The sequence below is a fragment of the Vibrio sp. TBV020 genome (genome assembly GCF_046056895.1).
Taxonomy (GTDB): domain Bacteria; phylum Pseudomonadota; class Gammaproteobacteria; order Enterobacterales; family Vibrionaceae; genus Vibrio.
The window spans coordinates 1292541-1306816 of the sequence record NZ_JBEEAQ010000001.1 but is presented as its reverse complement, the minus strand read 5'-3'; the positions used below and the strand labels follow the sequence as shown (position 1 = coordinate 1306816).

Sequence of the window (14276 nt, the reverse complement as noted above, 5' to 3'; positions counted from 1 at the left end):
TGATTTCTCTGCGGCACTGATCTGGCTTCATCAGACATCTTTATAGCTACGGCTGTCTCCCTGTACTACAGGAGGCAACACATGCCAGTATTTAGCGCTCATAATATCAGTTACAACTTTGACAACGGTGATCAACTCTTTACCCAAGTGTCTTGTTCGATGACAAAACCTCGCGTGGGATTAGTCGGACGAAATGGCATTGGTAAGTCTGTTCTTGCATCAATTTTGTCAGGAGCAATATCCCCATCGGGTGGTACCGTTTCAATACCACGATCATTTTCAATCTATCACCAGCAAACAGATGCGTTTTTCACACAAACCATCTCAATTGCCCGCTTTTTAGGGAAAGAATCCGTTCTTCAAGCGATTAAAGAAATTGAGTCAGGAAGTTGTAATGAAGAGCTATTCAGCATTATCGGTGAACAATGGGATTTAGAAACGAAACTCAAAAAGCAACTTGCAGAGTTAGAATTACCGTTAGATCCGCTGTTTTGCTGTTCCCAATTGAGTGGTGGGCAACTTGCGCGATTGCAGCTTTGGCAATTGTTTGAAAGCGATTCAGAACTGCTTATTCTCGATGAGCCGTCTAATCACCTAGATGCTCAAGGCAAACAGTGGCTTATTCGTTCAATGAAGAACTTCAAAGGATCAATACTGCTTATTAGTCACGACCGCCAACTATTAAGAGAGATGGACGAAATATGGGAACTATCCAAACTTGGTTTGCATACATTTGGTGGGAACTATGACACCTATAAAAAGCTAAAACAAAATGAGCTTCAAGCCGTTGAAAGACAGTTAAACAGTGTCGAGAAAGATCAACGAAAAGTTATAGAGCAAGCCCAGAAAAACAAGGAGAAAGCCGACCAAAGAGCCTCTAAAACTAACAAACTCCGTAAAGATGGCAGTCAGCCTAAAATCTTGTTGGACGGAATGAAAAACAGCGCCGAAAATCGACTCGCGAGCCGCAATAAGAATGAACAGCTTAGAATGAGCCATCTGCAACAAAAAGAAAGTGTATTACGAAAAAGGCAAGAACAACTAAAAACCCAAAAGCTTTATTTAACCGAAGCAGAATCAAGTACGAAGAGAATCATATCGTTGCTTGACGTAACGTTAAAGTATGGCTCGAGAGCACCCATAACATTACAAATTTTCGCAAATGATAAGCTGCACTTAATCGGAAAGAACGGGAGTGGTAAGTCCACGTTACTCAAGTCACTGTATGGTCAAATGCCTTTTATGGGAGGAGAGTGCCAAATCAACGCTCCACTCTATTATCTTGACCAACACTTTCAAGTTATACATCAGCACCTATCGTTGTTAGACAATTTAATGTCGCAGTGTGAAGGTATGAGCGAAAGTGACGCACGCACCTTATTAGCTGGTATAGGATTTCGCCGAGACAGTGTATTCCGACAGGGCGCTGCGCTCAGTGGAGGTGAAAAAATGAAACTCGCCATGTTGATTGTTAGCCACCAGCCGACTCAACCTTTGTTGTTACTCGATGAGCCAGACAACCACCTCGATCTGGAGTCCAAGATTAATCTTGCCCAAGCATTGAAGCAATATCAGGGAGGATATATTCTCGTCAGCCATGATCATGACTTTGCATCAGAGTCAGGGGTTAGCAGTACAATTGTGATGAGCTAACCAACACCGGTAAGGCAGATCTGCTCTGCTTTGCCGGATTCTACATCATTCAGATGTCGTGCCTTATGTGCATCAGTTTGATACCATCTCGAACTTCTGTCTACGGTGGTAAACTCATGCGCAAATTTTACGTGGTTGAAGTGACAACCAGCTCAAAAAAACAAAAAGATGCTTATCCAACTCTAGCCTTGTGCGAAAAATGCGTGCGTAAGCATTTTGTCATTAGCGAAGGGGAAAGAACCTACCAAGTATGCGCCGCATGTGGAGAAGACGAGTAGTAACCGCTTACTCTGTCTTGTCGCCGTGCTCTGTATTGTCTACAATGCGTCACCTTAAATATATTGCAGGTCATAATCATGAGCGATAACAACGCTAAACCAGAGTTACCAGATCACCTATCAGGTAACCCACGCAGCCCACATTTTGTAAAAGAGTGTTTTGAGCACCACATTGGTATCCGTCTAAACGGTAAAGAGCGTACTGATGTTGAAGAGTACTGCGTGAGTGAAGGTTGGGTTAAAATTCCTTCACCAAAAGCAAAAGACCGCTGGGGTAACCCAATGCTTATTAAGCTAAAAGGCGAAGTAGAAGCGTTCTACAAATAACCCTTTTAGCCACGATGATTCGTATTTAAAAGACAGCCTAGCGCTGTCTTTTTTATTTTTCACATCATATCCATGCCTCACCTCATGATATTGAGTCGCTTTGTTGATTTTCCTCTCAGAAGCGATAGAATCCTAACCGCTTAATAGCAAACGTTTAATTTATTCTCAGGGCGGGGCGAAATTCCCCACCGGCGGTATTCCTTACATCGTTAAGGTGAGCCCGCGAGCGCTCGATACGTCGAGGTCAGCAGATCTGGTGAAAACCCAGAGCCGACGGTTATAGTCCGGATGAGAGAGAATGAAAGTACGCCACCATACTCTGTATGACGTGGTGCATTTCGTTTTGGCTGAAATGGTATGAATCTATTTCAGTGCTCATGCATGCCCTGATTCTGGTGATATTTAGGAGTTAACCATGAATCAGTCATCACTTCTTGCCGAGTTCGGCGACCCAATTACACGCGTTGAAAATGCACTATTAGCCTTAAAAGAAGGTCGTGGTGTGCTATTACTTGATGATGAAGATCGTGAAAACGAAGGCGACATCATCTACTCAGTAGAGTCTCTAACCACTGCACAAATGGCGTTGATGATCCGTGAATGCAGCGGCATTGTGTGTCTATGTTTGCCAGAAGAACAAGCAGACCGCTTAGAACTAACGCCAATGGTCAAAGATAATAACAGTGCAAACGAAACCGCCTTTACCGTGTCAATTGAAGCAAAAGTTGGCGTTACCACGGGTGTATCCGCTCAAGACCGAGTGACTACGATTAAAACCGCAGCTAACCCTACTGCACAACCATCAGACCTTGCTCGCCCTGGTCACGTATTCCCACTACGTGCCCGCAAAGGCGGCGTATTGACTCGTCGTGGTCACACTGAAGGCACTATCGACCTGATGCAAATGGCTGGGTTACAACCTGCTGGCGTGCTTTGTGAAGTTGCGAACCCAGATGGTAGCATGGCGAAAACACCTGAAATCGTTGCTTTTGGTAAACTACACAATATGCCGGTTCTAACGATTGAAGATATGGTCATGTACCGCCAACAATTTGATTTAAAACTAGCATAATAAACAAAGCCAAGCGATACGTTGCTTGGCTTTTTCAATATCCCACCACTATGCGTGTTCTTTCTTTAACATCCACTCTTTTAAAGCGTCATATGTCATAGGTTTAGCAAAGAAGTAACCTTGAATCGACTGACAACCATACGACGTCAACATCAAATACTGCTCTTTGGTTTCGACCCCTTCGGCAACAACATCAAGCTGATAAGTATTGCTAATAGCAAGAATCGCCTTAACCAATGCGTTACTCTGAGCATTGTTGACCATATTGGTCACAAAGCTTTTATCAATCTTCAGCTCATTGATCGTTAAATGGTTTAAATGACTCAGCGATGAATAGCCAGTGCCAAAGTCATCTAACGAAATGCCAAACCCTAGCGTTTGTAAATGTTCTAAAATTGGAACTACTCGCTCCAAATCATGAATAAAAATACTCTCCGTCACTTCAATGGTAAGTCGCGCTGGATCAATGCCGACACTTTCTACGGTGCGTTCAATGGAGTGCGTAAAGTCATCAACCAGTAGTTCTTTCGGCGATACATTCACGGAAAGACGTAATGCATCTTGGCCATTAGGAGAGATTCGATAAATATCTTCACACGCTTGCTGAAAAACAAAACGGCCAATATCAACAATCAACCCGTTGTTTTCTGCGAGCGGTATGAATACATCTGGCCCGACAAACCCAAGCTCTTGATTTGTCCATCTTACTAGCGCCTCTACACCAACAATACTTTGAGTGTCAGCACATATCTGAGGTTGATAGACGACACTCATTTCTCTTCGTTGCAGCGCACTATTTAATAGCTGTTCGACTCTGTATTCCGTTTTTATTTGACGATTAATGTCTTCATTGAAAAACAGCACACTGCCCTTTTTATGCTGTTTAGAACGGTATAAAACCATATCAGCATTAGTAATAAGCGTCGAAGGATCATCACTATCTAACGGATACAAGCTGACGCCAATACTCGAGTTAGCGCTTAGTAACTTACCATCTATAAGAAATGGATCTTTAAATGTACTTTGTATTATCTCAACTTTTCTTTGAGCAGCACTTCGGTCTTTAAGTAGCGGCAAGCAGAAAATAAACTCATCACCACCAAAACGAGCTACCGAGTCATACTCGTCTAACACAGCTTCAAATTTCCGACTTAAGCTTTCCAGCAACTTGTCGCCTATAGCGTGTCCATAGAGATCATTGACCTTTTTGAAGTCATCCAAGTCAAGAAACACAACGGCAAGGCATTGTCCTTCAGAACGTGTAATCTCCATCCCTTGAGAGATAGAATCAATCAATGCACTGCGATTTGCCAGCCCAGTTAATGGATCGTGAAGCGCCATATATTGCATTTGATTTTTGGTTTGCTCTAAACGGCCAAAATCGTCCGAAATTCTTTGCTGAAACTTATCAAAACGTCTCACGATGAGCTGACTCGCTATATAGCTAACCGCCACCATAATGAGCGTTGATAGAATACTGAGTGCAATGAGTTGGGTAAGATATTCTTGATTGCTTTGTTCAAGCTCTTGTTGCTGCGTAAGAATGTAGTGATTGATTTCCTCGAGTGAAAAAGAAGACCCAATGACCCATCCCCATGGTGAAAAAGGACGAATAAAAGCCACTCCTTCATTGGAAGCTATATTTCCAGGCGGTTTTTCAAAGTTGAAATCGACATAGTCCCCATCTTGATGAATGCTCGCTAAACCTACCGCGGGATCCTTTATTTGCTCACTGATTCCAGTAATATTTTTGCCGATTAACGCGAGATCTTCATGGATGAGGATGGTGCCATCAACATCGAGAATAAACACTTTCTCTTGCTTGTTATTTTGATATTCGGAAACCCAATCTAACACGGCCCCCTTAACATCGGTTTCAACATCAGCAAGATACTCTCCCGTGCCAATGAACCAATCGTAAGGCTCAAATGCTTTGCCATAGCCAATTTTTTCGAACTCTTTCTCGACGGGATGGCCCGGCTTTTGGTACCACCAGCGATAAAATGCTTCCCCTCCTTGTTGCTTAATCAACTTAATGTGTTCTCGCAGAATGAACGTCCCTTTTACATCTACACTGCCCCAAGCCGAGTTCCCCTCTAAATGTGGCTTCAATGCGTGCATGACATTGATGCCATCCATCTGGAAGATAAAGAAATAACCTCGGTTATTGTAAAAGCGGATGGGCTTTAGTGCGTCGGAGATCATCTTAGTGATCTCTAGTTTGGATTTATTTGGGTTATTGTTGTAGATGCTAGTAGCAATAAGATGCGCTTCACTCACCCTAGACTTGGCTTGGTGCTTTAGCAGTTCTTCTGTTTTCGATTGCTGAGTTTCAACGTGAGCAAAGATCTGCTCCACTTGGTTCGTGATGACCTGCTTCTGATGATCAATGATGTTGCTGTATAGCGCTTCACTGTTTAAACGCGCTTTCTCATGATTATCGTTGATCACCGCAACAGTGATTAGAGTCGCAAACAAGGCCACGATAATAGATGGGACGAAGCGTATTAAAAGGACTAACTTATGATCATTCAGCGTTGCCATGAAAAATTCATCAATTCGATTAAACTCCTATAAATTATACATAGCAGCATCCTATTCTGTATGAACTAGCAGAGTTTTTTTTAACTTGGTATTAAGCCAATGACAAAACAGAGATATAAATCTCATTCCCAACCCAAAAAGTGACATTTGTTCCATAAAAAAGCAGCCTATCTAGGCTGCTAACTACGTAAAAACTTCTATCGAGATCAGCTTTCACTGAACTCCGGTACTTTTAGATACAAAATCAACGTTGTGCCTTGCCCTTCTTTAATATTGAGCTGAATTCGTCCTTCCTGAGCGAGCGCACATAATTTTGCTGAATACGCGCCAATACCTAAGCCATCCACTTTGCCTGCAGTAGTGAACTTACTAAAAAACTGACCACGTATATTAATTGGGACTTCCCCCTGATTATTAATAGAAACGACAATTTCGTTACCGCGGCGCTCAGAGACAACTTTGACATGACTTCCCGTTGGCGCTGCGTCTATCGCATTACTAATCAGGTTCGAGTACATGTTGTAACTGAGTAACTCATCCCCCTGATAGATATGGTCTGGGTCGACGTCTAAATCAACCTTGACCTGCTTAGCGTTCGCTTTGGCAGCAAACCCTTCAATCACTCTTTGAATGACATTGTCTGCGGTAACGGGCACTAAAGGTTTGGAGTAGTTGCCTTCTTCAAGATCTTTCAGCAGGTTATGATTTTCTAACATTTCTGACATGATCTTCGAAGAATCAGCAACCATATCTAGCTCAGCTTCTATCTCGGGGGAGCGTTCTTGTATTGCACTCAAGCTGGTCATGATTGCGGTAAGAGGGTTTCTTAAGTCGTGGTAAAAAGTTTGATCGGCTTCGTCTCTCGATCTTGCTGCCTGAATCAAACGATCCAATTGCTTAACTACTTTTTCCTTTTGAACAACAAGGTTGATGTGAGTTTGAACACGCGCGAAAACGATCTCAGGGATGATGGGTTTAGTAATATAATCAACGGCACCTAGCTTCAAGCCCTTAACCACGTCATCAGTTTGAGACAATGCCGAAACGAATATAATTGGGATAAATTCAGTTTCAGGGTTAGATTTAAGCGCTTTACATACTGCCAGGCCATCCATTTCTGGCATCATGATGTCGAGTAGAACGAGATCTGGTTTTACCGCTTTCGAACAAATGTCTAACGCTTGTGCGCCACTTCTACATACCCGAGTTTTATAATCAGACTTTAATAGCTCACCAAGCACTTGTAGGTTAGTAGGCTCGTCATCTACGATCAAAATAGTTCGGCGTTGATCCACTTCTTCTGGTTCATCCTCTCCCTCTTTTGACTTTTTAAGCCGAGTAACAGCAGAGCTTGGAATAGGTGAAACGAAAGCCTTATGAATCCGCTCTCCCAGAGTCGCCATTGAAAATGGTTTGATCAGATACTCTGACACGCCAGCTTCAATCGCATCAATCACGTCACTTTGCTGTAAGTTGCCTGTTAACATCACGAACGGCGTCGTTTTGTAGGCTTCCATTTGACGAATGCGTTTAAGTAACTCAAGCCCATCCATTTTCGGCATTTTCCAGTCTGAGACAATAATATCGACGATATTATGCTCTAGTCGGTAAAGGGCTTCACGGCCATCTTTCGCTTTTAATATGGTCTTAAAGCCGAGCGATTCAAAAGCGCTATAGAGTGTTCGAGTCACCGCTTCAAAGTCATCGACAATCAGGACTGTCAGCCCTTTGTATGGCGACTCTTTCCCAACCAACTTAAAGTTTTGCATTCAGTACATCCTTGTCCAAAATTAGCTTAATTGTCCGCAAACTCTAAAGCGATACGCTGAAATTCATCAGCAACATTCATAAAGCAATCAATCATAAACGGGTCAAAGTGGGTACCTCTACCATCTGCAATGATGTCTATTGCCGCTTGATGAGAAAAGGCTTCTTTGTAAACACGCTTACTAATCAATGCATCATAAACATCAGCAATCGCCATAATACGAGCCGATACCGGGATATCTTCTCCACTTAAACCTTCTGGGTAACCGCTTCCATCCCATTTTTCGTGATGTGAGTATGCGATTTCTTTGGCAAAGATCAGAAAGTTATCAGCAACATCCATCGAACCTTCAGCAGCTTCAATCGCTTTTTTGCCATATTCCGCATGGCGCTTCATCTCTTCAAACTCATCGTCAGTAAGTTTGCCAGGTTTGAGCAGAATGCTGTCTACAATTCCAACTTTACCAACATCATGCAATGGCGCAGATTTGAACAGTGCAGTGATCGATTCTGGCGTTAAGAACAAACGGTATTTGTCGGTTTTGGCCAGTTCCGCCGCCAACACTCGCACATAATGCTGGGTTCGGCGGATGTGGTTGCCCGTTTCTGGGTCTCGCGACTCTGCCAGTGCCCCCATCGCGACCATTGCAACATCTTGAAGCTCTCCAAGCTGGTGAGTACGTTCTTCAACTTTTTCCTCAAGTGCCTGATTTTGTTGGGCAAGCAAGTCCATTGAAGCTTTCAATAGCAGGTGATTTTTCACACGCTCTTTCAGTATCGGAGGGCTGATTGGCTTGGTAATATAGTCCACCGCTCCTAACGCTAAACCGCGAGTTTCATCTTCCTCTTGCGATTTGGCCGTTAAGAATATGACCGGAATATCTTTGGTTTCTTCATTCGCTTTTAGCCTTTCACACACTTCATAACCATCCATTTCTGGCATCATGACATCAAGCAAAATTAAATCTGGCTTACGCTTTGCGACGATCTTAAGTGCTACCTCTCCACTTAGCGCAGCTTGAACCAAGTAATCATCCGATAAGACTCCCTTTACAACCTCTATATTCATCACCGTGTCGTCCACGGTTAGAATGGTTGCCTTTTTATCTGAACTCATACTGTTTCCCATATTTGTTATCGTTATTGTTTTAATTTGTTTTCTTTAGCTCTGCGACTAACTCAGAACCACTATCGAAATCGTAATTGCTTAGGACATCTCGCAACTGAATAATTTTAGCTTCTAACTCGTTATCCATCTTGTTTTCTAAGAGCTCATCAAGCACTTCCACCACGCTTGAATCAAACATTTCAATTTGCTCCTCAAGCCCTGCCAAATGAAGCTGAATATCGAATTCACCCTTATCAGTGACATCAGCGTCAACATTGGTCTCAGACAGCAGTTTCTGCACCAGAGGTAATGCCGATTCGAAGTCGAATGAACCCAACGCGTCGTTGATTTGTCCCACTAGCGACATTTGAGCAGAGAAATCCATAAGCCCTTGAATTTCATCAAACGTGTCAGAAGCGCTGCTATCATAATCATCCAACTGCTGCAGTAGCGAATCCGCTAACACTTGGTATCGCTGCGCATCAAAAACTGGATTAACCACTTCTTGATGGCTTGATTCCAAAGCTGCGCTAATTGCGTCAATCATTCGATTCACTAATGGTTCGATAACGTCTAGATGACCTTCAACTTCCTCAGACACCAGTACATCACCACGCTCCTTAAGCTCTGTCAGCTGAAGTTCTAACTTATTAGTCGGTTCAACTAAGTAGTCTGCACCGATATTGCCAGCGATCCCTTTTAAGGTATGGACAATAATAATGGCGCTATCGAAGTCCTGTTCAGCCAATGCTTGTTTTGTGCGAGTAATAGCATCTTTTTCACTATCCACGACGCGACTTAGAGTCTTTTTATAAGCTTTAACATTACCCGCCATACGAGCGATTGCTGCTGGAGTATCAAAGCCTTCAACCTCAAACGCTTCATCTGCAACATCTTCCAGTACCGGCTCTAGTGTCTGGCCTGTGGGCTCAATCCATTTAGATAGTGTCTGGTAAACCTCTTGAGGGTTGATAGGTTTCGGTAGGTGATCATTCATACCCGCTTCAAGACAACGCTCTTTATCGCCTGACATCGCATTAGCAGTCATTGCAATAATTGGCAGACCATCAAATTGACTTTGCTGACGAATGGTTCGTGTAGCTTGGTAACCATCCATCACAGGCATTTGGATATCCATTAACACCGCATCAAACTCACTTTGCATCACTTGGTCTATCGCTTCTTGACCATTGTTAGCCGTTGTGACATCTAGGCCAGCCATCGTCAGTAATTCAATGGCAATCTCTTGGTTAATCTCGTTATCTTCAACCAAAAGGATCTTGGCTCCGACAATACCTTGGGTCGCTGAGACATCTAACTTGCCATTTGAACTAGACGGGGCTTGTTTAGACTTGTTGCCCATCACTCTCATCACAGAATCAAGCAGTGTTGAGGCACTGACAGGTTTGGTAAGCGAGTCGTCTAACTGAATACCTTTTGCTGTCTCAAGCATGTCATCTCGATCGTAAGCCGTAACCATGACGTAATGAGGCTTCTGCGAGATATCCTGTGCAGTTTCAATTCTCCTGCCAAGTTCAACACCGTCCATCGCCGGCATTTTCCAGTCCGCTAACACTAATTTGAATGGTTGTTGCTCTTGCTCTGCATGAGCGAGTTTCTCAAGAGCCTCCGCGCCAGAAGAGGCAACATCAGCATTAAACCCAACGCTGTCACAGATATTGAAAAGGATTTCTCGCGCTGCAACGCTATCATCAACAATCAATACTGGTAGAGCTTGCAGCGACTTGGCGAATTCAACTTTGTCGCCTTTCTGATTGGTCGATACGTTGAACTTAGCAGTGAAGTAGAACTGGCTCCCCTTACCGCTTTCACTCTCAACCCAAATCTCACCACCCATAAGCTCTGTCAAAGTCTTACTGATCGTTAGACCTAAGCCTGTACCACCATACTTACGAGTCGTTGATGCATCCGCTTGACTGAACGACTGGAATAGACGACTGATTTGCTCCTCAGTCATACCAATACCGGTATCGCTTACTGAGAACTGAATCATGACGTCATTGTCATCACGTGAAAGCTGCTCTGCTTTTACAATGATCTCACCCTGATCGGTAAATTTGATCGCATTATTGGCAAGATTAAGCAAAATTTGCCCTAAGCGTAATGGGTCTCCCACCAAATCAACGGGTAGATTTGGATCCACATCGATCAATAGCTCGACACCTTTTTGCTGCACTTTGTGCGAGATGACTTGAACTAACCCTTCAACCGATTCGTCTAAGTTAAAATCAGTTTTCTCTAGATCAAGTTTGCCTGCTTCAATTTTGGAGAAGTCGAGAATATCGTTGATGATACCTAGTAAGGACTCCGCTGAAGTTTGAATCTTGTTGACATAGTCCGCTTGCTTTCGATTTAAGTCGGTCTGCATCGCTAGGTAACTCATACCAATGATGGCATTCATCGGGGTACGAATTTCGTGGCTCATATTCGCTAAGAAATCACTCTTAGCTTGAGTCGCTTCTTCGGCTTTCTGCTTAGCGAGCATAAGCTCACGCTCTGCTTCTTTTCGCTCAGTGGCATCACGCACAATCGCGGTAAATAGAGTGCCACCATTGAAGTTCGCTTCACTGATCGCCACTTCTATATCTAGATGAGCTTCGTCTTTGCGGTAGCCGGTAAACTCAAACAACAAATTGGAGATATCACCTGCAGACTTGAGCTCTAGGTAATATTCGTGGAATGGCTTGTCCATCAATTTACTAACGGACGTATTCAGGACCTCATCTGCGAAATAGCCAAAGATATCTTCAGCGCCTGGGCTAAATTCTTTGATGTAACCATCATCATCAACAGCAATGATGCCATCAGAAGCGTTGTCGATAATGGTGCGAGTTCGCTTAGAGTTCATTTCCAACTCGGCCGTTCTTGCCAGCACTTGAGCTTCAAGGTCTGCATGGGAGCGGGTTAAGGCGCGTGTAGCACGAGTACCAATCCGTAAAGTAAACATACTGGTACCCAGCATTAGGATTAATGATAAAGCGATCATCGACCATACTGTGTACTTGAATGTTTTCAGCAGTGCGTACGCCTCATCAACATCGATTTCAGCCGCAATACCAACGCCAAGCATCTCGTCCCATACCCAACTACCGACAACAGGTACGCCCCGATAATCGTTATATCCTGCTAGGTTTGAGCCAGCCTTTTTCTCGACAGCATTTTTTGCCATTTCAGTTAAAGGCCAACTTGGATCGGCTGAAGTTGGGTTATCAATCAGGCTAAAGCCAGGGTCAGCGACTCGAACATTTAGTGAAGCATGCTGGCCTTTTTCTAAAAGACCAACGTCTTGCAGCTGCTGCTCAAATCGAACTTTTGACAGTAATAGGCCAGAACGGTCGATAGCGTAAGTCTCTCCACTGCGACCAATAAAGCCAGCAGAAAGCACAGTTGAGAAAACACCTTCGAAGTTAACTCGTTTGGTCAATACCGCAATCACTTCGCCTGTAGCGTCCATAATTGGCACAGCAAAGAACATGGTCGGAGGTTTCGCTCTCGACATATCAACACCTAAGTGAACGTCCGAACGAATCGGTGGAATGAATACGCTTTGCCCACTGAGGACAGACTCCATAAGGTCTGGGCGCTGCTTCTGGATAAGGTTTAACTCACCTAGGTTAGAGTCTCGACGAGAGGCCAAGCTGATTTTTTCAGGAGAAATGACAAAGAAACCAAATGAACCAGAGATCCCTTTTCTCTCTTCAATAAACTCGCGAATTTCGGCTTGAACAGGGGTACGACGCAACGCTTCTGGAGTAGGTGGAACGAGCAATAAGTCTTGAACTAACGCCACCATGTCTGGGTTTTTACCCAACTGTTCAAGCGAGTTTATTTCAAGATCAACCCAGCCAACCATTCGCTTGTGAGTTGAAGACAATAAAGTGTTTAAACTGTACTCAAGTGCGCTTCGGCTTTGCCTTTCGGCGTATTGAGTAACGAGTATTCCGGTAATCACGAGAAATACAGCCAGTACCGCTTGACCAATCCACAACGTGCGTTTGAAGCTCTTACTACTGAATTTATTCGCTAGTTCTTTGTCGCTCGCTCTGAAAACACGGGCAGTAACGAAAAACAATAAAACGACGACAACCACGACAACGCCAGCCACAACCCATAACGTACTCATAAAGCTTTCTTGTTGATGGGTTTGCTGAGTGGAAATATCTTGGGTTTTCAGCCAATCATTACGAGTTAATATAAGGTCGCGTAAATTGAGAGAGTCCAAGCCTTTTTGCAGGATTCCACCAAGAAGTGGAGCACGGTTGCTTGACCAAAGATGCAGCGTTGACGGTGAAACAACATCCTCATTAATTGGACGAAGTTCAGTAATATTGTTGTTCGATAAAGCGTCTAGAATGACCGTTTCAGCATCGAGAACGGCATCTGCATCTCCATTCACCACATGTTGAATCGCATCTTCAATACCTTTAGTTTCGATAACCTTAATGTTCGGGTACAAAGTTTTGATCTTATTGATCGTGGTGTACCCTTCAGAAATCGCAATGGTAGCATTCGCGAGATCTGAACTGGTTCTAAACTGTGAGTCTGTATCACGTACAAAGAACAGCTCTCGTACCAAGAAAAATGGCGTTGAGAAGTTGCCTGCTTTTTTACGTTCTTCACTCAAATACGCGTGAGGAAGTAAATCAATTTCACCGAGATAAAACTTTTGCAGCAATATATTCCAGTCTGCTTCAACCAATTCCACTTTTAGGCCGGTTTTCTCGACAATCTGGTTAACAATAGTTCCCGCTAGGCCGCCAATTTTACCTTCATCCGTTTTGTAAAGCATTGGTGGCCAATGCTCAATACCAACACGAATAGTATTGTCTTCAATCCATTTAGCTTCTGTTGTCGTGAGCGACAAGAATCCATCACCAGAAGTTTCCTTCGCTCTCTTTTGAATGCGGTTGGCTAGGTTTAATAACGCCCCCATATACTGACTTTTATAGTGGTGATAATCCTCACTATTAATCAGATCCATCGCTTTTAGTCGATCGCCAGCTTGAATAAGGTCGATTGCTCGCATCTCAATTTCAACTAAGGCGAAATTGACACTTTCAAGTTCACTTACCACTGCTAGGTCTTCGTCTTTTTGCCCAGCGAGTAAGGCATTAATAAGGGACGTAAGCTTTGGTTCGTACTGATAATATCTATCTAGCCATTTCTCATCGCCTGAAAACGCATAGCTAAGTACCGAAGACGTCAGCACCTCATCAAGGTACTTCATTTCTACAGTGATATTTCTTACTTGAGATTCAGTCAACTGGCCTTGAAGTGAAGGAGGCAAGCCATCAAAGTCTGCGTGGGCAGTAGAAAAGGTACAAGAAGAGAATAAAACCGCCAAGCAACTAAGAAATGAAAAAAGCGAGCACTTCCTTAGCTCACGAAAAATAGATGTCATATTGTATACGTCCTGTTTACATATATAACACAGCGTACAATGCTACAAACCTTGAATCAAGATACCAAACGGCGTAATGACAAAAATGTTATTTATTTGCTCAAA

Annotated in this window: 8 protein-coding genes and 1 riboswitch; of the genes, 4 read left to right on the top strand and 4 right to left on the bottom strand. The window is 43.4% G+C overall.

Annotated elements, in window-relative coordinates:
* Positions 1-81: 81 nt before the first annotated feature.
* From AAFX28_RS05610 to ribB, 4 genes are all read left to right on the top strand, one after another.
* Entirely contained in the window at positions 82-1653 is a 1572-nt protein-coding gene (locus AAFX28_RS05610; RefSeq protein WP_408686420.1) for an ABC-F family ATP-binding cassette domain-containing protein, read from the top strand.
* Between the two features lie 116 nt (positions 1654-1769).
* A complete protein-coding gene (locus AAFX28_RS05605) occupies positions 1770-1931 on the top strand; it encodes a hypothetical protein (protein ID WP_408686419.1) in 162 nt (53 codons plus the stop codon).
* A 78-nt stretch (positions 1932-2009) separates the two neighbouring features.
* Complete coding sequence (locus AAFX28_RS05600) at positions 2010-2258, top strand: DUF3297 family protein (protein WP_004412401.1); 249 nt, start codon at positions 2010-2012, stop codon at positions 2256-2258.
* A 157-nt stretch (positions 2259-2415) separates the two neighbouring features.
* Positions 2416-2562: riboswitch (FMN riboswitch) on the top strand.
* Between the two features lie 111 nt (positions 2563-2673).
* The gene (gene ribB, locus AAFX28_RS05595; protein WP_408686416.1) at positions 2674-3330 is read left to right on the top strand and encodes a 3,4-dihydroxy-2-butanone-4-phosphate synthase; all 657 of its coding nucleotides are present in this window, start codon (positions 2674-2676) and stop codon (positions 3328-3330) included.
* 48 nt (positions 3331-3378) lie between these two features.
* Here ribB and AAFX28_RS05590 read toward each other — a convergent pair whose 3' ends face one another.
* From AAFX28_RS05590 to AAFX28_RS05575, 4 genes are all read right to left on the bottom strand, one after another.
* On the bottom strand, positions 3379-5874 hold the full coding sequence (locus AAFX28_RS05590) for a cache domain-containing protein (protein ID WP_408686415.1): 2496 nt from the start codon (positions 5872-5874) through the stop codon (positions 3379-3381).
* Positions 5875-6080: 206 nt separating this feature from the next.
* Positions 6081-7643 (bottom strand): response regulator, encoded by a 1563-nt coding sequence (locus AAFX28_RS05585; protein ID WP_408686414.1) that lies wholly within the window; start codon positions 7641-7643, stop codon positions 6081-6083.
* Positions 7644-7669: 26 nt separating this feature from the next.
* Positions 7670-8758: a two-component system response regulator gene (locus AAFX28_RS05580; protein ID WP_408686413.1), complete on the bottom strand. Its 1089-nt coding sequence runs from the start codon at positions 8756-8758 to the stop codon at positions 7670-7672.
* Positions 8759-8789: 31 nt separating this feature from the next.
* The gene (locus tag AAFX28_RS05575; RefSeq protein ID WP_408686412.1) at positions 8790-14171 is read right to left on the bottom strand and encodes a response regulator; all 5382 of its coding nucleotides are present in this window, start codon (positions 14169-14171) and stop codon (positions 8790-8792) included.
* Between the last annotated feature and the right edge of the window lie 105 nt (positions 14172-14276).